Below are 21,255 nucleotides of genomic sequence, written 5' to 3'. Positions count from 1 at the left end.
GAGGAGTGCCTTTAATGGGCTTGTTTGATCGTTTTAAAAAGAAGGTTCAACCGAAAAAACAGGAAGATAAATCAAAGCAGAAAGTCGATGCAGAACTGGATGACGGCTTGATCAGTATTGAGGAGTTTGAAGAATGGGAACAGGAGCAGATCGGCTATAAATTTAAGCAGGGTCTTGAGAAGAGCCGTGAAAAATTCCAAAATGAAATCAATGCTCTGATGGCTAAATACCGTACAGTTGATGAAGATTTCTTTGAGGCACTGGAAGAAGTACTGATTTCTGCGGATGTCGGTTTTAATACTGTAATGGAATTAACGGATGAGCTGAGAAAAGAAGCGCAGCTTAAAAATATTACAGATACTAAAGATTTAAAAGAAACTATTGTTGAAAAAATGATTGAGATTTATGAACGTAATGACTCATTATCAGAAGAAGTCAACATTCAATCAGACAGCCTGACTGTTGTGCTGGTGGTCGGTGTGAACGGTGTCGGGAAAACAACGAGCATCGGTAAACTGGCACATAAGTACAAGCAGGAAGGAAAACAGGTAATGCTTGCAGCGGGGGATACATTCCGTGCAGGTGCGATTAATCAACTGCAGGTATGGGGTGACCGTGTCGGTGTTGATGTAATCAGACAGTCTGAGGGAAGTGACCCCGCAGCAGTCATGTATGATGCTGTAAATGCAGCCAAAAAACGCGGAACAGATGTGTTGATTTGTGATACTGCAGGACGTCTTCAGAATAAAGGTAATTTGATGAATGAGCTGTCCAAAATCAAAAAAGTGATTCAGAAAGTGGTCCCTGAAGCACCTCATGAGGCACTTCTTGTGCTTGATGCAACGACAGGACAGAATGCCCTGACGCAGGCAAAAGCATTTAAAGAAGTAACAGATGTGACCGGAATTGTATTAACGAAGCTTGACGGTACAGCAAAAGGCGGTATCGTGCTGGCGATTAAAAATGAGCTCGGTATCCCTGTTAAATTTGTCGGTCTCGGCGAGCAGATGGATGATCTGCAGGAGTTCAGTGCAGAAAACTATGTATACGGCTTATTCGCCGATATGATTGATGATTCTGTTGATGAAGCACTGGAAGATGAAGACAATGCATGATGAACTCGCGCGTACAATGCGCATGAATTATCTGTATGATTTTTACCACTCACTTCTTACAGATAAACAGCGGGGTTATGTGGAACTTTATTACCTGGAAGACTATTCGTTCAGTGAGATTGCAGAGACACTTAATGTGACAAGACAGGCAGTTTATGATAATCTAAAGCGCACAAAAGATTTACTTGAGGATTATGAAACAAACTTAGGTATGTATGCTAATTTTGTCAAAAGACAGGAATTATATGCAGAATTAAAGCAATTGCTTAATGATAAAAACAACGACAGAACAACGGAAATATTAGACCAATTGGAATCATTGGATTAGGGGGAAAACACATGGCATTCGAAGGTTTAGGCGAACGTCTTCAAGCCACGATGGACCGGATTAAAAGTAAGGGTAAGGTAACGGAGTCTGATGTTAAAGTAATGATGCGTGAAGTCAGACTTGCCCTTTTGGAAGCGGATGTTAACTTTAAGGTGGTAAAACAGTTTATCAACCAGGTTAAAGAACGCGCACTCGGCAGTGACGTAATGCAGTCCCTGACACCGGGACAGCAGGTAATAAAAATTGTAAAAGAAGAATTAACCGATTTAATGGGTGGAGATAATCAAAAGATTAATCTCGCAAACAAACCGCCGACAGTCATTATGATGGTCGGACTGCAGGGTGCGGGTAAAACGACAACTGCAGGTAAACTTGCACTTCATCTGAGAAAGAAATTTAATAAAAAACCATTACTTGTTGCCGGTGATATATACAGACCGGCAGCGATTGATCAACTTGAGACTGTCGGAAAACAAATTGATATCCCGGTATTTAATATGGGAGATCAGGTGAAGCCTCAGGAAATCGTGACAAAAGCAATGAGTCATGCGAAAGAACAGCATTTAGATACAGTGATTATTGATACTGCGGGCCGTTTGCATATTGATGAGCATTTGATGAATGAATTAAAAGAAATCAAGGACATTGCTGAGCCGGACGAAATCATGCTTGTTGTCGATTCAATGACTGGTCAGGATGCAGTGAATGTTGCAGAAACATTTAATGAGCTCCTTGATATTACAGGTGTCACATTGACGAAGCTTGATGGTGATACACGCGGCGGGGCAGCACTGTCTATCCGTTCAGTGACTGAAAAACCGATTAAATTTATCGGTATGAGTGAAAAAATGGACGGGCTTGAAGCATTCCACCCGGACCGTATGGCACAGAGAATCCTCGGAATGGGTGACGTTCTGTCGATTATTGAAAAAGCACAGACAAATGTAGATGAAGAAGAACAGAAAAAGCTGGAACAAAAATTAAAAGATCAAAGCTTTACTCTCGATGATTTCTTGGAACAGATGGATCAGGTAAAAACATTGGGGCCGCTCGATGAGCTTCTGAAAATGATGCCGGGGGCAAACAAAATCAAAGGGCTCGATAAAATGAGCTTCTCAGGTAAAGAAATTGATCATGTTCAGGCAATCATCCGTTCGATGACACTTTATGAACGTGAACACCCGGAAAAATTGAATGCCAGCCGGAAAAAAAGGATTTCAAAAGGATCCGGACGGTCGCTGCAGGAGATTAACCGATTGTTAAAACAGTTTAATGATATGAAGAAAATGATGAAACAGATGACCAGCGGCAAAGGAAAGAAAAAGAACCCATTTGGCAACATGGGACTGCCGTTTTAAAATAAAAGTCTTGTAAAGGAAAAAGTCTTTACAAGGCTTTTTTTATCTGATATAGTTATAAAGGTGAAATTGAAGAGAGAAAGGAGTTCATTACTAATGGCTGTAAAATTAAGATTAACTCGTATGGGTTCTAAAAGAAATCCTTACTACCGTATAGTTGCTGCTGATTCACGTAGCCCAAGAGATGGCCGTATCATCGAGCAAATCGGTTCATATAACCCAGTATCTAAAAGTGAAGAAAATATCACTGTAGATGAAGAAAAAGCACTTAAATGGTTAGGTAATGGTGCACAACCAAGTGACACTGTACGTAACATTTTAAGTCGTAAAGGTATTATGGAAAAATTCCATAATGCGAAACTTGGGAAATAATGCCCATGAAAAAATTACTGCAAACAATTCTTGAACCAATGCTTGAGCATCCCGAAGATTTACAGATTGATGAATCAGAAACACAGTACAATGTTTCTTACAAAATTTCTGTTCATGAGGATGATGTTGGACGTGTCATCGGAAAAGGCGGGCGTGTCATTAAGTCTATCCGTATTATCGTTTCCAATGCGAATCATGGCAGTTCAAAGAAAGTGTTTGTTGATGTTGACTAGAACATCAGATATCAGCCCTTCAACTATTGTTGAGGGGTTTTTATTTTGGAATAATTTGTTGAAATAAAAAGACGGAGATAATAATCTCCGTCAGCCATAGAATGATTTTAATAATGAAATTATGCTCTTTTTCTTCTCTCGAGGATATAAGTGAGCAGGAAAGATACTCCGATTGCAATAATAATACCGATAATTGCATAAGTGAAGTATGGTCCGACATAAGCAACAAGACTTACAATACTTGATAAGATATATCCGTAAATTCTAACTCCGAAAACAGCGAAGAAAGTAGCAGCAATTGAACTGCCGATTGTACATGCGATAAATGCTTTCTTATACTTAATCAGGACACCGAATAGTGCGGGTTCTGTAATTCCGAGAAAAGCAGATACAGCAGCTGACAGGGCTATGGATTTATCCTTTTTATTTTTTAATTTGAAGAACATAGCCAGTGTTGCACCTGCAATAGCCATATTAGTCATGAAAAACATCGGCATAAGCATATCAAATCCTGATGTGGCGAAATTCTGCAAAGCAACCGGTGTCAAAGCGTGATGCATTCCGAATACAATAGCAATCGGGCGGATACCACCTACAACAATCCCTGCAAGCACTGGAGAAATATCAAATAATAAGTCAACAAAATGAGCAAGTCCGATACCAACGTAATTTCCAAGAGGACCGCCGATGATTAATGCGACAGGAATGGCAATAAACAGTGTAACTGTTGGAGTAAATACTGTCTTTAAAACATTCGGCATGAATTTGTCTACCCATTTATGGATATGACTCAGTGCCCATATTGACAAAATTATTGGAATGATACTTGCACTGTAATCAATTACAGGGATGGGCATACCTATAAAACTGAATGAAGAAATATTTCCTTCCTGTGCGGCATTCATCAAAGTTGGATACATAAATCCACCTGCAACTGCCAGGGCGAGATATTCATTTGTTTTAAAAATTCTTGCTGCAGAGACCGCAAGGAAAAACGGCAGGAAATGAAAAACACTGCTTGCGATTAAATCTAATATTGCAACAGTTTGGGTGTCTTCAGAAAGTATGTCAAGGGCGATTAACCCGGCGAGCAGCCCTTTAATCATCCCTGCGCCGGCAATAGCAGGAACCACGGGGCCGAATACACCGGAAACAATATCCAGAAGACGGGAGATAAATCCTTTCTTTTTATCAGGGGAATCACTCGTTTCCGGGGTATCATCTGATTTACCCAGCTCTTCTGATACCGCTTCATAATAAGCGCTTACATTTGTACCGAGAATAATTTGATACTGATCATTATTTAACTGTTCACCCATTACATCTTTTAATGCTTTAATCTCTTCGTGATTAATTAATGAGTCGTCCTTCAAGTCGAAACGCAGCCTGGTCATACAATGCCAGACTTTTTTAATATTGTTTTCACCTCCAACATTTTCTATGATTTTTTGTATAGTCTTTTTATCCATCATTTCACCTTTTTCTGTTTTTAAAGTTTTACAGCAACTTTAATTTGACAGACTTATAATAGCATAGTAATCAGTGGCTGAAAAATTGTGATAAAAACCAAAACACTCTTGTTATCCTTGATATAAAAGTATTTTAATCTATTGACAGTTTGAATTGGTATGGTAAATAGATATAAATGATATGGTTTTTCAACCAAATTGACGAAGGAATTTTAGTGTGATTTAATCATAAGCATAAATCAATTTTGGAAAGCTGTTTAATTGAAAACGAAGGAGCTATTATATTGGAACCTACACTTATAACAAATATTGAGGCATTTGGAACAAATCCGCACCGTCATAATCTTGTTGTTGTAAAGGTTGAGACTGACAAAGGCATTACGGGTTACGGGTGTGCAACTTTTCAGCAGCGTCCGCTTGCGGTTTTAAATGTTGTTGAAGAATATTTAAAGCCTTTACTGACAGACCGGGATGCTAATCATATTGAAGACTTATGGAATGTGATGATGGTGAATGCCTACTGGAGAAATGGTCCGATTCTCAATAATGCGATTGCAGGAGTAGATATGGCTTTATGGGATATTAAGGCTCAGCTTGCAGATATGCCTTTGTATCAGCTTCTTGGCGGCAAGTCAAAAGAAGCTGTGGCAGCATACACACATGCAGACGGTCTTACATTAGAGGAACTTTTCGAAAACGTAGATGCACTGATTGATAAAGGGTATCGTCATATCCGGTGCCAGCTGGGTAAATACGGCGGTAAAAATCAAAAAATGCATAAAGTAAGTACACAGGGCACCGGTGAATATTATGATCCTGATATTTACATGAAAGATGTTGTACGGATGTTTAAAGCATTAAGAGAGAAATATGGTTATGATATTCATTTCCTGCATGATGTACATGAGAGACTGTCACCGAATCAGGCACTTCAACTCGCTAAAGATTTAGAACAGTACAAACCTTATTTTCTGGAAGATATACTGCCTCCTGATCAAAATGAATGGCTCGCCCAGCTCAGGTCACAATGTACAACTCCAATAGCGACAGGAGAACTTTTTAACAATCCAATGGAGTGGAAATCAATCATTGTAAACAGGCATATTGATTATATCCGGTGTCATGTTTCACAGATAGGGGGAATTACACCGGCATTGAAGCTGGCTGCATTATGTGAAAGTTTTGGTGTTAGAATTGCCTGGCACGGCCCGTCTGATATGACGCCTATTGCTACAGCAGTCAACACTCATTTGAACATCCATTTATCTTCTGCAGCCATTCAGGAACTGCAGATTACTGATGAAACTACAAAAGAAATGTTTCCTTCTGATTTTGAAGTAACAGACGGCTATATTTATCCAATGGAACGTTCAGGTATCGGTGTTTCATTTAATGAAGAAATGGTCGAAAAATATCCTGTATATTACCGGAAACATGAATGGACAGAAGCGAGACTTCCGAATGGCTCTGTGCACACGCCTTAAAGAGACCCGCAGTGTTTAACTGCGGGTTGTTTTCTGTTTGTTTATGACAGCGTTTTCTGTAATGAGATTCATGACATGGAAAAATAAATAGTTCATAATTGATAGTAAATATGGGGAGGGAGGAATGAATTTGAAGAAAAGAGACTTTGTTTCAGACGATATTCTCAGTAAAATATATCAGAATAAATATAAAGCAGGTCAAAAGCTTCCTACTGAAAGAACATTGGCTGATATTTACGGAGTATCCCGTTATACTATCAGAGAAGCTGTAAAAAAACTTGTAGAAATAGGAAGTATCAAAGTAATTCATGGATCGGGTTCGATTGTAATGGACACAAAGTATAAAGGTCCTTTAATATATAATTCTTTAACGCAAAAAAAATTTACGGAAATTCAATCAAAAATTGTGTATCTTAAAAAGATACAATCCAGTGATGAATTATTAAAAATCTTTGATCTGAATTCTAAGGGGAAGAAATTATGGGAGTATAAGCGTGTAAGAATTATTGACTATCAAAAAAGACAAATTGAAACGTCATGGCTTCCTTATCAGCTGTTTCCTGAGATAACTGAAAAAGTGATTACACAATCAGTTCACGAGTTTGTTCAAAACGCAGGATATAAAATATCTCATTTCATAACTACTTATACACCTGTTTCTATATCCAAAGAAGATGCAGAACTTTTAAATTGTAAAAAAGGTGAACCCGCAATGAAGATTATTAACAGAGGTATTTTAGAAGACGGTAGAATTTTTGAGTACAGCGAAATGATCAGCCTTGATTACTCAGTAACGTACTTTACACCATTTGAACCCGCAAATCATCAGTACAGAGCAAGGTAATCACAAATTTCAGCATGTAGAATAACAGTAGGAGTTTTTAATATTTTGTCTGGAGGAATGAACATGAAAACAATCGGTTTAATCGGGGGTATGAGCTTTGAATCTACAGCAGAATACTACCGGATGATAAACGAAGAAATCAACAACAGGCTAGGTGGCCTTCATTCTGCTGAATGTATACTGTACAGTGTTGATTTTGAAATTATAGAACGCTGCCAGTCAGAGGGCAGGTGGGGTGATGCAGCGGATATTTTAAAGCGGGCAGCTCTTTTACTTGAACAGGCGGGTGCTGATTTTATATTGATTTGTACCAATACGATGCATAAGGTGTCGGAATATATTCAGAAGGAAATAAATATACCGGTTCTGCATATCGCAGATGCAACAGCTCAGGTGATTAAAGAGGAAGGCATAAAAACAGCAGGGCTTCTCGGTACAAAATATACAATGGAGCAGGATTTCTATAAAGGGAGAATTAAGGATTCAGGAATCAATATTATAGTGCCGGATGAAGCAGACCGGGAGCTGATTAATACTATCATTTTTGAAGAATTATGCCGAGGAGAGATTAAAACGGAATCCAAAGAACAGTACTGTTCGGTCATCCGGAGACTTGCTGACAGGGGAGCAGAAGGGATTATTCTCGGATGTACTGAAATCGGTCTTTTGATTGATCAGTCAGATTCCGCTCTGCCGTTATTTGATACGACTGAAATTCATGCGCATGAGGCTGTAAACTATGCACTGGCAAATGAAGAAATTTGATTTACGGTGACAGTTAAAACCCGTATAATATATATTACTGTTAAGAGAAATGGATAAGGTGGATGAATAAATGGATATTACAATAGGCAGAGTCGTAAATTTTCACGGCATCAAAGGTGAAGTTAAAATTGTAAGTGCCTCGGATTTTACTGCTGAACGATTTGCGCCGGGCAATATTGTTAAGATAAATAATGAGAACTATGAAATCACTCAATACCGCACACATAAAAACTTTCATTTAGTTAAATTTGAAGGAGTAACAAACATTAACGAAGTCGAACATTTAAAAGGCAAAGATGTGCTTCAGGATGATGAAAGTGTTGAGTTGACCCTTGAAGAGGGGGAATTTCATTTTGATGAAATCATTGGTCTGAATGTTGAGACTGATGACGGCCGTACCCTCGGAAAAGTCATCAATATTATTCAAACAGGTGCCAATGATGTATGGGTGGTCAAGGGTGACAAAGAATACATGATTCCTTATATTGAAGATATTATCACTGATATTGATCTTGAAAACGAACTAGTCACGATAACTCCTATGGAGGGTCTTCTTGAATGAATATACACTATTTGACACTCTTTCCAGAGATGTATGAGGGTGTACTGAATTCCTCTATTTTAGCCCGTGCAAAGGAAAAAGGGATTGTCGATTACCACTTGATTAACTTCCGTGATTATTCGGAGGACAAACATAATAAAGTGGATGACTATCCATACGGCGGCGGTGCCGGTATGGTGTTGAAACCCGAACCGATTTTTAACGCCATGGATAAAATCAATGTTGAAAAACCGAGAGTGATTTTACTGTGTCCGCAGGGCAGTCCGTTTAATCAGAAAATGGCTGAAGATTTATCAACAGAAGAGAATATTGTGTTCATCAGCGGTCATTATGAAGGATATGATGAAAGAATCAGAACATTGGTGACTGATGAAGTGTCCATCGGAGACTATGTACTTACAGGCGGTGAACTTGCAAGTATGACGATGACAGATGCGATTGTCCGGCTGATTCCGGGTGTACTGTCAAATGAGGCAAGTCATCAGGAGGACTCTTTTTCAACGGGAATGCTTGAACATCCACATTATACACGGCCGCGTGAATACCGAGGTATGAAAGTGCCGGATGTACTGATCAGCGGGAATCATAAGCTGATTGAAGAGTGGAGAACTGAAGAAAGCCTGAAACGGACGCGTGAACGCCGTCCGGATTTACTGGATAATTAATATAGAAGAAATTAACGAAGTTAGAGTTGAAACACACTTTACAATATGGTAATATTATACGAGTGCAAAACGCACATATCACAATCATCCGCTGCTATAACCGGCAAGATAATTGGAAGAAGGAGAAGAATATAATGTCACAACAACTTATTAACGAGTTGACACAAAGTCAGCTTAAATCAGATCTTCCTGAATTCAAATCAGGAGACACTGTACGTGTTCACGTACGTATCATAGAGGGAAGCCGTGAAAGAATCCAGGTGTTTGAAGGTGTCGTAATCAAACGTCGCGGCGGCGGTATTTCTGAAACTTTCACTGTACGTAAAATTTCTTACGGTGTTGGTGTTGAACGTACTTTCCCTGTACACACACCAAAAATCGAAAAAATCGAAGTGACACGTCGTGGTCGTGTACGTCGTGCTAAATTGTACTACCTGCGTAACCTTCGCGGTAAAGCAGCGCGTATTAAAGAAATTCGATAATCATCGATTAGATGAAAACCCTTGGATATCCAAGGGTTTTTTTACTGCTTATTTTTTACTTCATCTACATAATCCTTCGCGTCCTTAAGACCGAGGCCGGTTTCTGTCCTCACATGTTTAATGATTTTTATTTCACTTTCTCCTTCAAGAAGCATCGCGTCAACAGAATCAGCTAATTCTTTGTCATCCATCCGCGTGCCATCACCTTTTTCCCGGTCAACTAAAGCCTTTGCATCGATAAGGCCGAGTCCTGTTTCCTCCCGGACATACTTAATTATTTTTACAGAATCTTCATCACTATTCAGTCTCTCCCTCACTTCCGGCAGAACAGAATCAACACTTCGGAAATCTTGTTTCGGCCTCTTTTTTATTTTCGCAAGTATAAATGAAATAATCATTATAATGACTAGTAGAATTAAAATAAATTCGAGCGTCATGAAGGTCACCTCCTTTAATAGTTAATAGCACATCCGGCCGGAATTTAAACATTATATTATATAATGTTTGGGTATATAAATGGTATAAAGTAAAGAATTCAGTGTGAATCTCGTTAACAATGACGTCCTATTTTTTTAATCACGTGTCTTTAGAAAATTCTTCAACATAAAATTTCAAAAAGACTAGACAATTTAATGCAAGATAACTATGATAGAGTAGCGTTGAATATAGAAGTATAAATGAATAATTAAAACTGAGTAATATCTCAGACTGAAGAAAGGACTGTAATTAAAATGAGTATTAACTGGTTTCCCGGACATATGGCTAAAGCCCGCCGGCAGATTGAAGAAAATTTAAAAAAAGTAGATGTTGTAATTGAGATTTTAGATGCACGTATTCCATATTCCAGCCATAATCCGATGCTTGATGAAATCACGGATCATAAGCCGCGTGTCATTATTTTAAACAAGATGGATTTAGCGGATGAGCGTGAAACTGATAAGTGGATGAGTCATTTTAAGAGAAAAGGCCAGCATCCCATTACGCTGTACGGCAAAATGAATAACATTATGAATAAAATTGAACCTGCTGCTGAAAGAGCAACAGCTGAAATTTTTGAGAGAATGGAAAACAAAGGGATAAATAAGCGTGCAATCCGTGCGATGATCATCGGAATTCCAAATGCCGGAAAGTCTACAGTCATCAATAATATCGCGAAGAAAAATATCGCAAAGACCGGCAACACACCTGGTGTAACTAAAAAGCAGCAGTGGATTAAAGCCGGTAAACGAATGGAACTCCTGGATACGCCGGGAATTTTATGGCCGAAGTTTGAGGATGAGACAGTAGGTAAAAAACTCTCTTTAACAGGGGCGATTAAAGATTCTGTGGTGCCGCTTGATGAGGTGGCGATTTTCGGTATCCAGTATATGCAGCAGAATGCACTTGAAGATTTTAATAAATTCTATAATATCGATATCACTGAAGATACAGAGATTGTAAAAGTCTATGATAAAGTCGGAATTTCAAGAGGACTTAAAATGAGCGGCAATGAAATTAATTATGAGGCCGTTACACTGCGGATTATTTATGATATCAGACAGGGTAAAATCGGTGCGTACACATTTGATAAGGTTGAGGATTATAATGAAGACCATTAAATCGTCTGTCTCTGATATTAAATGCATTAATACACTTGAAGCACTGCAGTCCTCCGAGTATCAGGAGGATCCGCGTAAAGGTGTTCAAAATGCATTAAAATCACGTCGGAACCAGCTGGTAAAAGAAATACAGCTTCGTGATGAATATCATGAAATGATGGCGTTTGAATTACAGCATACCGACAGCTTTGTTGCCGGTATTGATGAAGCAGGGAGAGGACCGCTCGCGGGAGAAGTTGTAGCCGCTGCGGTGATTCTGCCTGCTGATTTTTATCTGCCGGGACTCAATGATTCAAAGAAGCTGTCATTAAAAAAACGGCTTTCCTTTCGTGAAATTATTATGCAGGAAGCAGATTACGGAATAGGAATTGCAACGGTTGAAGAAATTGATGAAATGAATATATATGAAGCGGCTAAATGTGCCATGAAAAGAGCTGTTTCCAATTTAAAAAAACAGCCGGATCATCTTTTAGTGGATGCGATGACCTTAAACTGTGGTATTGAAGAAACATCCCTGATTAAGGGTGACCAGAGAAGTGTTTCAATCGCAGCTGCAAGTATTATAGCGAAGACAACAAGAGACAGCATGATGGAAGCATATGATTTAAAGTATCCAGGATATGATTTCAGCAAAAACAAAGGTTACGGGACTTCCACACATCTGGATGGTTTAGAAAAAAATGGGATTACTCCGATTCATAGAAAGACATTTGAACCAATAAAGTCGAAATTTACTGTAAAATAGTAAACATCGTTGTTTACAATGAAGTATGCGTTTTCTATAATTGAAATGTACAGTGTTATAAAAAGTCTTAGGAGGATGAACATGAATATCCATGAGTATCAAGGGAAAGAAATCTTTCGCTCCATGGGCGTAAACGTACCGAACGGCGGTGTCGCTTACACTCCGGAAGAAGCTGTTAGTGTAGCTAAAGAACTGGACTCTAAAGTCTATGTTGTTAAAGCTCAAATCCACGCAGGTGGAAGAGGTAAAGCAGGCGGTGTCAAAATTGCTAAATCTTTGGATGAAGTGAAAGATTATGCTAAAGAACTGCTTGGTAAAGTATTGGTTACACATCAAACAGGACCTGAAGGTAAAGAAGTACAGCGTCTTCTCGTCGAAGAAGGCTGCGATATTCAAAAAGAATATTATATCGGCTTTGTAGTGGACCGTGCGACAGACCGTGTTGTATTAATGGGGTCCGAAGAAGGCGGAACTGAGATTGAAGAGGTTGCAGCAGAAACACCTGAAAAAATCTTTAAAGAAGTCGTTGACCCTGTTGTCGGCTTGATGCCTTATCAGGCAAGACGTCTCGCTTTCAATATAAATATTCCTAAGGAATCTGTAGGAAAGGCAGCTAAATTAATTCTGTCTTTATACAAAGTATTTATCGATACAGATTGCTCAATTGTTGAAATCAATCCACTTGTAACAACTGGTGAAGGTGACGTCCTTGCACTTGATGCAAAGATTAACTTTGATGCCAATGCACTTTTCAGACAAAAGAAAATCGTTGAACTCCGTGACTTGGAAGAAGAAGATCCAAAAGAAATCCAGGCTTCAAAATATGACTTGTCCTATGTTGCATTAGACGGCAATATCGGCTGTATGGTTAACGGTGCAGGACTTGCGATGGCAACGATGGATACAATCAATCATTTCGGCGGAACGCCCGCAAACTTCCTTGATGTAGGGGGCGGTGCAACGACTGAGAAAGTTACCGAAGCATTCAAAATCATTCTTGGTGACGAAGGTGTGAAAGGTATTTTTGTAAACATTTTCGGCGGAATCATGAAATGTGATGTCATTGCTGAAGGTGTTGTCGGTGCAGTTGAAAATGTCGGTCTTGAAATTCCTTTAGTGGTACGCCTTGAAGGTACAAATGTTGATAAAGGTAAAAAAATCCTGGAAGAATCAGGATATGACATTATCCCGGCAGGTACAATGGCTGAAGGTGCACAGAAAATTATTGAAGCAGTTGGAAAATAATAATCGATAACGGAGGAATTTACTGTGAGTGTTTTTATTGATAAAGATACAAAAGTAATGGTACAAGGAATTACTGGTGCAACAGCACATTTCCATACAACGCAGATGCTTGAGTATGGCACTAAAATTGTTGCCGGTGTAACTCCAGGTAAAGGCGGCCAGGAAGTGGAAGGTGTGCCTGTATTCAATACTGTTGAAGAAGCAAAAGAAGCAACCGGTGCGACAGTTTCTGTCATTTACGTGCCTGCACCATTTGCTGCAGACTCTATCATCGAGTGCGCAAATGCTGAACTGGATATGGCAATTTGTATTACTGAGCATATTCCGGTTCTTGATATGGTAAAAGTGAAACGTTATTTAGAAGGCAAGAAAACACGTCTTGTCGGACCTAACTGTCCTGGTGTAATCACTGCAGATGAATGTAAAATCGGAATCATGCCGGGTTATATTCATAAAAAAGGACATGTCGGCGTAGTCAGCCGTTCAGGTACACTGACTTATGAGGCGGTTCATCAGTTAACCCAGGCTGGAATCGGCCAGACAACAGCCGTTGGAATCGGCGGGGACCCGGTTAACGGTACAAACTTTATTGATGCTCTGGAAGCATTTAATGAAGACCCTGAAACGTATGCAGTTGTAATGATTGGTGAAATCGGCGGAACTGCTGAAGAAGAAGCGGCAGAATGGGTGAAAGAAAACATGACTAAACCTGTTGTCGGCTTCATCGGTGGTGTGACAGCCCCTCCAGGAAAGCGTATGGGCCATGCCGGTGCGATTATTTCCGGCGGTAAAGGGACTGCAGACGAAAAAATCAAAACAATGAATGCGTGCGGCATTGAAACAGCGGACACACCTTCTGAAATTGGTGAGACGCTTATTGAACGTATTAAAAAAGAAGATGGTTTATATGAAAAATGTTTAACTGTAAAGTAAATGTCATATAAACATCATGTTTATATTAAAAGAGCAGTCTGATGAACATCAGGCTGTTCTTTTTTGTCTGTTTTCGGCAGTATTTTGTTAATGGAATGTAATGCGTAATTATGATTAGTTTCTACTATAATATAGATACTAAAATACGGAGGTCGAAATGGAACTGATTACATTATCCTATGCAGGTGTTACAGCGCTTGAATACAAACAGATGACGGAAAAACAATCCAGCGTAATGACGGGTGGTTTGAAGAAAAAAATAAACTACGCATCATCTTTAAACCCAGTATTTTTAAAAGAAAAACTGAAAGAAAAAGAGATATCCACAGTAACGATTTTGGAGGATGAATATCCTCATCTGTTAAAAGAAATTTATGATCCCCCGTATATACTGTATTTGAAAGGGGACTCGTCTCTTCTGAACCGTGATATGCTCGGCGTTGTAGGCAGCCGTAAGGCAGGGGCATACACGAGGAAGTCACTGGAAACATTGATCCCGGAGCTTAAAGAATATGTGATTGTCTCAGGACTTGCGTACGGCGCGGATGAAACAGCCCATACGGTGAGCCTTATTAATGATGTGAAAACAATTGGAATACTGGCATTCGGTCATGATATTCATTATCCGAAAACAACAGAAAAAACGAGACAGATAATTGAAGATAAAGGGCTGACAATCAGTGAATATCCCCCGCATTCAACTATAGAAAAATGGAAATTTATCGGACGGAACCGTATTATTTCAGGTCTTTCAAAAGGGATTCTCGTAACAGAGGCGGAAGAAAACAGCGGCAGTTTGATTACACTCGATATGGCTTTAAATGAAAACCGGTCGGGCATGTGTCTGCCGGGAAATATCACGTCGGCATTAAGCACAGGGACCAATAAAAGAATCCAGGAAGGCGCAAAATCAGTGCTTTCATCGAGTGATATTATTCAGGAATTAAACCCGGATTATTTAGTTTAAAAAGACACAAAAAGTATTTTACAGTTGACAAAGCAAATTTTTGCACTTAATATTTGGACTTGAAAATAGAATTACTAAAGGAGGTAATCGAACGGTGGCAGATAATCTGGTAATTGTTGAGTCCCCTGCAAAAGCGAAGACGATTGAAAAGTATTTAGGCAAACGTTATAAAGTCGTTGCGTCAATGGGACACGTTCGGGATTTACCTCGCAGTCAGACAGGAATCGACACGGAAAATAATTACGAACCGAAGTACATTACTATTCGTGGAAAAGGCCCTTTATTAAAAGATTTAAAAAAAGAAGCCAAAAAAGCAAAGAAAATTTTTCTTGCAAGTGACCCTGACCGTGAAGGTGAAGCTATTGCATGGCATTTAGCACATGCATTGGGAGAAGATAATGAATATCAACGCGTGGTTTTTAATGAAATTACAAAAGACGCAGTTAAAGACAGTTTTAAACATCCAAGTGAAATTAATCAAAAGCTTGTTGATGCCCAGCAGGCAAGACGTATCCTTGACAGATTGGTAGGGTACAATATTTCTCCTGTATTGTGGAAGAAAGTGAAAAAAGGATTATCAGCAGGGCGTGTACAGTCTGTTGCGCTCAGATTGATTATTGACAGAGAAAATGAAATAAGGAATTTTAAGCCTGAAGAGTACTGGTCCATTACAGGAACATTCAAGCATAAAAGAAAGAACTTCGAAGGGAAGTTTAATCGCCTTTCTGATAAAAAGATTAAACTTTCAACTGAAAAAGATGTGAATGAAGTACTGGCAAAAATTAAGGGTGATGACTTTAAGGTAGATACTGTAGAGAAAAAGGAAAAGAAACGCTACCCTGCACAAAGTTTTACAACTTCATCTCTGCAGCAGGAAGCAGCCCGCAAGCTGAATTTCAAAGCACGTAAAACGATGATGGTTGCCCAGCAGCTTTATGAAGGTATTGATATTAAGGGACAGGGGACAGTCGGACTCATTACTTATATGAGAACAGACTCAACACGTATATCACCTGTAGCTGAAGCAGAAGCGGCTGAATTCATTAAGGAAAAATACGGCAGTGATCATGTCGGACCAAAGAAAAAACGCAAGCAGAGTGAATCTGCACAGGATGCTCACGAAGCAGTACGTCCGACGTCTGTAAGCCGTCCTCCTGAGAAAATTAAACCGTATTTGACGCGTGATCAATACCGTCTCTATAAATTAATATGGGACCGTTTCATAGCAAGTTTAATGTCACCTGCTGTTTTAGATACTGTTAAAATGGAATTATCCAATAACGGAGTGATTTTCAGAAGTAACGGGCAGACTATTAAATTTAAAGGTTTCATGCAGATTTATGTGGAAGGTAAAGATGATGAAGATGAAAATCTGAATAATCGTCTGCCTGATATAAAAGAGGACGAGGTTGTTAAGGCGGAAGAAATTAAACCTGCACAGCACTTCACTCAGCCGCCGCCGAGATTTACAGAGGCACGACTTGTAAAAACTCTGGAGGAGCTTGGAATCGGCCGTCCGTCAACTTTCGCGCCGACTCTTGATACTATTCAAAAAAGAAATTACGTCCGGCTGGATCAAAAACGTTTTGTTCCGACTGAAATCGGTGAAATCGTCAACCAGTCTATGAATGAATACTTCCCTGATATTATTGACGTAGATTTCACCCGCTCCATGGAAAGCAGACTGGATGATATTGCTGATGGTGATTTAACATGGGTAACAGTCATTGATGACTTTTATAAAGGTTTTGAACCGCAGGTCAAACGTGCTGAAGAAGAAATGGAGAAAATTGAAATCAAAGATGAGCCGGCAGGAGAGAAATGTGAAAAATGCGGTTCGGAAATGGTTTATAAACTCGGACGCTACGGAAAATTTATGGCATGTTCAAACTTCCCGGACTGCAGAAATACAAAAGCGATTGTTAAGACAATCGGTGTGAAATGTCCGAAATGTGAAAAAGGGGAAGTTGTAGAACGAAAATCCAAAAAGAACAGATTATTCTACGGCTGTGACCAGTATCCGGAATGTGACTTTATCTCATGGGATAAACCAATCGCAAGAAATTGTCCGAAATGTGACCATTATCTGGTTGAAGCTAAAAAAGGAAAGAAATCACAAGTTAAATGTTCAAATTGTGATTATACTGAAAAAGAAAATAATTAATAAATTTTTCGGAAAGCCTTGAAACAATGGGTTTTCCGTTTATTTTTCTTATTTTAGAACTTTTAAAATGGAACATATGAAAATAATTGTTAAGATATTATTAATATTCATATTATTATGTGCAATTTGCTTTGAAATATATTAGAATAGTTGTTGGTAATTTCAAAGGTATATTCAGCCGTATATTAAATGATTGCTTATGAATTTAAAATTGTGATAAAATTCAGATTAATGGGGGGTGAAGTCATTGAAGCACTAAATGCGTTTTTAGAGCAGCTGACTTTTCAACGTAATTTATCTGAGCACACAGTATCGAGTTATCGTTTGGATATAATGGAATTTATTCGTTATATTGAAACAGAGTCTCTCGATATTTTCAGTTTTAAATATATTGATGCAAGAGGTTATTTGACATATCTATATGATAAAAATCATAAAAAAACAACCGTTTCGAGAAAAATTTCAGCCTTAAGAAGCTTTTATAATTACTTGATAGATTCAGGCGAGGTTGAAGCGAATCCTTTTGTCAATCTGCCTTTCCCGAAAAAAGATAAACCGCTCCCTTCATTTTTATATGAAAATGAAATTCAAATGCTGTTTGATTCGCTGGATAAACAGTCAAAGATGTATTCACGTGATTTGGCAGTGCTGGAGCTGTTTTATGCGACGGGTATTCGTTCAAGTGAGCTGTTATCTCTCAGGCTGTCACGTATTGATTTGGATTATCAGCTGCTGAAAGTGACGGGTAAAGGAAACAAGGAAAGAATTGTTCCTTTCAATGACAGTGCAAAAGAGGCACTGCAGCAGTATATTGATGAGTTTTCATATGACATTAATGCATGCGGGTCGTTATGGGTGAACCATAGAGGTGCGGCACTGACTTCAAGAGGTTTAAGATACATCGTGGATATGATGGTAAAAAAAAGCAGTGCTGCGTTTCATCTGCATCCTCATAAAATCAGACACAGCTTTGCAACACATATGCTGAATAACGGTGCAGATCTCAGGGCGGTTCAGGACCTGCTCGGCCATGATTCACTGTCAACGACACAGAGATATACGCATGTATCAAAAGAGCAGTTGAGAAAAACGTATATGAATGCACATCCAGGAAATAAAAAGAGGTGACAATGAATAATGACAACGATTTTTGCGATTAATCATCAGGGCTCAAAAGCGATGGCGGGTGATGGACAGGTGACACTCGGCAACCAGGTGGTAATGAAACATACTGCTAAAAAGGTAAGACGCCTTTTTGATGGTAAAGTGGTTGCGGGTTTTGCGGGAAGTGTGGCAGATGCATTTACTTTATTTGAAAAGTTTGAAGCGAATCTGCACTCATACAACGGCAACCTCCAAAGAGCAGCTGTGGAACTTGCAAAAGAGTGGCGCGGGGATAAAATTCTGCGTCAACTGGAAGCGATGCTTATTGTGATGGATAAGGATACACTTCTTTTAGTATCGGGTACTGGTGAAGTGATTGAACCGGATGACGGTATTCTTGCAATCGGCAGCGGCGGGAACTATGCACTCGCTGCGGGACGCGCAATGACAAAACACGGTGAACATTTAAGTGCGGAGACTATTGCGAAAGACAGTCTCGGTATCGCAAGTGAAATATGTGTATTTACAAATGATAATATCATTGTGGAAACAATAGATTAAAGGAGCGTTGACATTGAGACAAAACCTTACTCCGAGGGAAATTACAGCACGTCTTGATGAAGATATCATCGGGCAGAATGATGCAAAACGTAAAGTAGCAATAGCTATGAGAAACCGTTTCCGAAGAATGCTTTTGGATGATGATTTAAGAGATGAAGTGATTCCGAAGAATATTTTAATGATTGGTCCGACAGGTGTCGGAAAAACAGAGATTGCACGGAGAATGGCCAAGCTGACCGGAGCACCTTTCACTAAAGTGGAAGCGACTAAGTTTACTGAAGTCGGCTATGTGGGTAGAGATGTTGAGAGCATGATTAGAGACCTGGTGGAAGTCAGTGTGAATATAGTCAAAGATGAAAAGATGGCAGCAGTTGAAGAAGATGCACTCCGTCTCGCCAATGTCCGCCTTGCCGGACTGATTGCCCCGGGAAAGAAACGCACCAAGCAGGCATCCAACCCGTTTGAGATGCTGATGAATCAACAAGGTGAAGAGTATGAAGAGGTAACGGATGATGTGAAGACCAAACGGTCTGAAATTAAACGGGATCTTGAGGACGGGAAGCTTGAGAATGTTGAAGTGACAATTGATGTCGAACAGGAACAGAATCCTTCCGGTATGATGATGCCTGGAATGGATGACAGCGGTATGCAGGATATGCTGAAGCAGTTTATGCCGAAGAAAAAGCACAAACGAACGCTTCCTGTAAAATCTGCGCGTGAATATTTAAAACGTGAAGAAGCAGAAAAGCTGATTGATACGGACGGTGTTAATGATGAGGCAATCCAGCTTGCTGAAACGATGGGCATTATTTTCATTGATGAAATGGATAAAATTGCAAAAAGCAATCAAAATTCAGGTGATGTTTCAAGAGAGGGTGTCCAGCGTGACATTCTGCCGATTGTTGAAGGCGGACGAATTCAAACAAAGTATGGTCCGATTAATACGGAACACATTCTGTTTATCGGTGCCGGAGCATTCCATGTTTCAAAACCGAGTGACTTAATTCCTGAACTGCAGGGACGTTTCCCGATTCGTGTGGAACTTGACAAGTTGAAAGCAGAGGACTTTGAGAAGATTCTAAAGGAACCGAGGAGTTCTCTCTTGAAGCAGTATGAAGCACTCCTTCAAACGGAAGATGTAACGATTTCATTTACGGATGAAGCCATTACAGAACTTGCCGATATTGCGTTTCAGGTTAACACAGACACTGATGATATCGGTGCCAGACGTCTGCATACTATTCTTGAAACACTGCTGGAAGAATTATTGTTTGAAGCAAGCGGCATGCAAGGTGCTCATGTAGAAGTAACAAAACAGTATGTACAGGGCAAATTAAATAAAATTAAAGCAGATAGAAATTTAAGTGAATTTATATTATAGGAAAAGAAAGGAAGTATATAAATGGTCAGTTTATTACAAAAAACAAGAGAGATTAACACATTGATTCAAAGTCATTCGGGGGTAAAGGTAGACTTCAACGAAGTTGCAGACAAAGTCAGCCGCGTATTGGAATGTAACGTCTTTATCGTATCAAGAAGAGGGCGTCTGCTTGGATACGGTGTCAGCCAGGAGATTACAAATGAACGGATTAATGCAATGCTTGAAGATCGTCAGTTCCCTGATGTTTATGTCAATAAGATTATGAGAATCAGTGAAACTTTAGAAAATATTGCATTTGAAGATGAACTAACAGTATTCCCTACAGAGGATTCTTTCCAGGAGTCTGATACATGCATTCTGCCGATTTACGGCGGCGGTGAACGTTTAGGTACGTTGGTGCTTGGGCGTGAATCTGATTCATTTAAAGAAGAAGATTTAGTTCTTGCTGAATATGCGGGTACAGTAGTAGGTATGGAGATTCTTCGTGAGAAACATGAAGAAATCGAACAAAAAGCGCGTGATAAAGCAAGTATTGCTATGGCAATCCGTTCATTATCATACTCAGAGCGTGAAGCAATTGAACACATTTTTGATGAATTAAATGCGGATGAGGGGCTCCTTGTAGCGTCTAAAGTTGCCGACAGAGTCGGTATTACCCGTTCTGTAATTGTTAATGCGCTGCGTAAACTTGAAAGTGCAGGCGTAATTGAATCACGTTCACTTGGTATGAAGGGTACTTTCATTAAAGTGAAAAAAGAGGACTTCCTTCCTGAACTTAGAAAAGACAGCTAATTAATCTGTTGCTTTGTTTAAAGGTATATGATATATTATTAAACGGCATAAATATGCCAATACACACAATACTGTAGTGTGTTAACCG

At 39.3% G+C, this 21,255-nt stretch carries 23 protein-coding genes; 21 read left to right on the top strand and 2 right to left on the bottom strand.

What is annotated here, in order from left to right:
- Positions 1 to 14 precede the first annotated feature (14 nt).
- The 5 genes from ftsY to ACFSX4_RS04735 all read left to right on the top strand — a co-directional run bounded on the left by ftsY (position 15) and on the right by ACFSX4_RS04735 (position 3,406).
- Positions 15 to 1,115 carry a signal recognition particle-docking protein FtsY gene (ftsY, locus tag ACFSX4_RS04755; protein WP_377772072.1) on the top strand — a complete coding sequence of 367 codons (1,101 nt, stop codon included), beginning with the start codon at positions 15 to 17 and terminating at the stop codon, positions 1,113 to 1,115.
- Complete coding sequence (locus tag ACFSX4_RS04750; protein WP_377773441.1) at positions 1,108 to 1,443, top strand: putative DNA-binding protein; 336 nt, start codon at positions 1,108 to 1,110, stop codon at positions 1,441 to 1,443. Before ftsY ends, ACFSX4_RS04750 begins: the two co-directional genes overlap by 8 nt.
- A gap of 11 nt (positions 1,444 to 1,454) precedes the next feature.
- Complete coding sequence (ffh, locus tag ACFSX4_RS04745) at positions 1,455 to 2,801, top strand: signal recognition particle protein (RefSeq protein ID WP_377772070.1); 1,347 nt, start codon at positions 1,455 to 1,457, stop codon at positions 2,799 to 2,801.
- 96 nt (positions 2,802 to 2,897) lie between these two features.
- Complete coding sequence (gene rpsP / locus ACFSX4_RS04740) at positions 2,898 to 3,173, top strand: 30S ribosomal protein S16 (protein ID WP_377772068.1); 276 nt, start codon at positions 2,898 to 2,900, stop codon at positions 3,171 to 3,173.
- Between the two features lie 5 nt (positions 3,174 to 3,178).
- Entirely contained in the window at positions 3,179 to 3,406 is a 228-nt protein-coding gene (locus ACFSX4_RS04735) for a KH domain-containing protein (RefSeq protein WP_377772066.1), read from the top strand.
- 119 nt (positions 3,407 to 3,525) lie between these two features.
- Here the strand turns inward: ACFSX4_RS04735 and ACFSX4_RS04730 are convergent, their stop codons facing one another.
- Positions 3,526 to 4,875 (bottom strand): PTS transporter subunit EIIC, encoded by a 1,350-nt coding sequence (locus ACFSX4_RS04730; protein ID WP_377772064.1) that lies wholly within the window; start codon positions 4,873 to 4,875, stop codon positions 3,526 to 3,528.
- Between the two features lie 284 nt (positions 4,876 to 5,159).
- On the opposite strand from ACFSX4_RS04730, the gene ACFSX4_RS04725 reads away from it, so the two are divergent.
- The 6 genes from ACFSX4_RS04725 (at position 5,160) to rplS (ending at position 9,677) form a co-directional block, all read left to right on the top strand.
- Positions 5,160 to 6,359: an enolase C-terminal domain-like protein gene (locus tag ACFSX4_RS04725; RefSeq protein ID WP_377772062.1), complete on the top strand. Its 1,200-nt coding sequence runs from the start codon at positions 5,160 to 5,162 to the stop codon at positions 6,357 to 6,359.
- A gap of 130 nt (positions 6,360 to 6,489) precedes the next feature.
- A complete protein-coding gene (locus ACFSX4_RS04720; protein WP_377772060.1) occupies positions 6,490 to 7,203 on the top strand; it encodes a GntR family transcriptional regulator in 714 nt (237 codons plus the stop codon).
- A gap of 63 nt (positions 7,204 to 7,266) precedes the next feature.
- Complete coding sequence (locus ACFSX4_RS04715) at positions 7,267 to 7,968, top strand: aspartate/glutamate racemase family protein (RefSeq protein WP_377772058.1); 702 nt, start codon at positions 7,267 to 7,269, stop codon at positions 7,966 to 7,968.
- Between the two features lie 70 nt (positions 7,969 to 8,038).
- Positions 8,039 to 8,530, top strand: a complete 492-nt coding sequence (gene rimM, locus ACFSX4_RS04710; RefSeq protein ID WP_377772056.1) for a ribosome maturation factor RimM — start codon at positions 8,039 to 8,041, stop codon at positions 8,528 to 8,530.
- Positions 8,527 to 9,195: a tRNA (guanosine(37)-N1)-methyltransferase TrmD gene (gene trmD, locus ACFSX4_RS04705; protein ID WP_377772054.1), complete on the top strand. Its 669-nt coding sequence runs from the start codon at positions 8,527 to 8,529 to the stop codon at positions 9,193 to 9,195. Before rimM ends, trmD begins: the two co-directional genes overlap by 4 nt.
- 134 nt (positions 9,196 to 9,329) lie before the next feature.
- Positions 9,330 to 9,677, top strand: a complete 348-nt coding sequence (rplS, locus tag ACFSX4_RS04700; RefSeq protein WP_377772052.1) for a 50S ribosomal protein L19 — start codon at positions 9,330 to 9,332, stop codon at positions 9,675 to 9,677.
- 41 nt (positions 9,678 to 9,718) lie between these two features.
- Here rplS and ACFSX4_RS04695 read toward each other — a convergent pair whose 3' ends face one another.
- Entirely contained in the window at positions 9,719 to 10,114 is a 396-nt protein-coding gene (locus tag ACFSX4_RS04695; RefSeq protein WP_377772050.1) for a ribosomal protein L7/L12, read from the bottom strand.
- Between the two features lie 294 nt (positions 10,115 to 10,408).
- Between ACFSX4_RS04695 and ylqF the strand changes: the two genes are divergently transcribed.
- The 10 genes from ylqF (at position 10,409) to codY (ending at position 21,167) form a co-directional block, all read left to right on the top strand.
- A complete protein-coding gene (gene ylqF / locus ACFSX4_RS04690) occupies positions 10,409 to 11,275 on the top strand; it encodes a ribosome biogenesis GTPase YlqF (protein ID WP_377772048.1) in 867 nt (288 codons plus the stop codon).
- Complete coding sequence (locus ACFSX4_RS04685; RefSeq protein WP_377772046.1) at positions 11,262 to 12,020, top strand: ribonuclease HII; 759 nt, start codon at positions 11,262 to 11,264, stop codon at positions 12,018 to 12,020. The genes ylqF and ACFSX4_RS04685 overlap by 14 nt, the downstream gene beginning before the upstream one ends.
- 81 nt (positions 12,021 to 12,101) lie before the next feature.
- A complete protein-coding gene (gene sucC / locus ACFSX4_RS04680) occupies positions 12,102 to 13,265 on the top strand; it encodes an ADP-forming succinate--CoA ligase subunit beta (protein WP_377772044.1) in 1,164 nt (387 codons plus the stop codon).
- A 24-nt stretch (positions 13,266 to 13,289) separates the two neighbouring features.
- The gene (gene sucD, locus ACFSX4_RS04675; RefSeq protein WP_377772042.1) at positions 13,290 to 14,198 is read left to right on the top strand and encodes a succinate--CoA ligase subunit alpha; all 909 of its coding nucleotides are present in this window, start codon (positions 13,290 to 13,292) and stop codon (positions 14,196 to 14,198) included.
- A 157-nt stretch (positions 14,199 to 14,355) separates the two neighbouring features.
- Positions 14,356 to 15,165 (top strand): DNA-processing protein DprA, encoded by an 810-nt coding sequence (gene dprA / locus ACFSX4_RS04670; protein ID WP_377772040.1) that lies wholly within the window; start codon positions 14,356 to 14,358, stop codon positions 15,163 to 15,165.
- A gap of 94 nt (positions 15,166 to 15,259) precedes the next feature.
- Positions 15,260 to 17,329 (top strand): type I DNA topoisomerase, encoded by a 2,070-nt coding sequence (topA, locus tag ACFSX4_RS04665; protein WP_377772038.1) that lies wholly within the window; start codon positions 15,260 to 15,262, stop codon positions 17,327 to 17,329.
- A gap of 189 nt (positions 17,330 to 17,518) precedes the next feature.
- Positions 17,519 to 18,457, top strand: a complete 939-nt coding sequence (gene xerA / locus ACFSX4_RS04660; RefSeq protein WP_377772036.1) for a site-specific tyrosine recombinase/integron integrase — start codon at positions 17,519 to 17,521, stop codon at positions 18,455 to 18,457.
- A 9-nt stretch (positions 18,458 to 18,466) separates the two neighbouring features.
- Positions 18,467 to 18,994: an HslVU peptidase proteolytic subunit gene (hslV, locus tag ACFSX4_RS04655; RefSeq protein ID WP_377772034.1), complete on the top strand. Its 528-nt coding sequence runs from the start codon at positions 18,467 to 18,469 to the stop codon at positions 18,992 to 18,994.
- A 13-nt stretch (positions 18,995 to 19,007) separates the two neighbouring features.
- Positions 19,008 to 20,375 (top strand): ATP-dependent protease ATPase subunit HslU, encoded by a 1,368-nt coding sequence (gene hslU / locus ACFSX4_RS04650; RefSeq protein ID WP_377772032.1) that lies wholly within the window; start codon positions 19,008 to 19,010, stop codon positions 20,373 to 20,375.
- 21 nt (positions 20,376 to 20,396) lie between these two features.
- Positions 20,397 to 21,167, top strand: a complete 771-nt coding sequence (gene codY, locus ACFSX4_RS04645; protein WP_377772030.1) for a GTP-sensing pleiotropic transcriptional regulator CodY — start codon at positions 20,397 to 20,399, stop codon at positions 21,165 to 21,167.
- Positions 21,168 to 21,255: the final 88 nt, after the last annotated feature.

The organism is Corticicoccus populi (assembly GCF_042686195.1).
Classification (GTDB): domain Bacteria; phylum Bacillota; class Bacilli; order Staphylococcales; family Salinicoccaceae; genus Corticicoccus; species Corticicoccus populi.
Note: the sequence above shows the minus strand (reverse complement) of the source record. Positions and strands in the feature narration are given on the sequence as shown.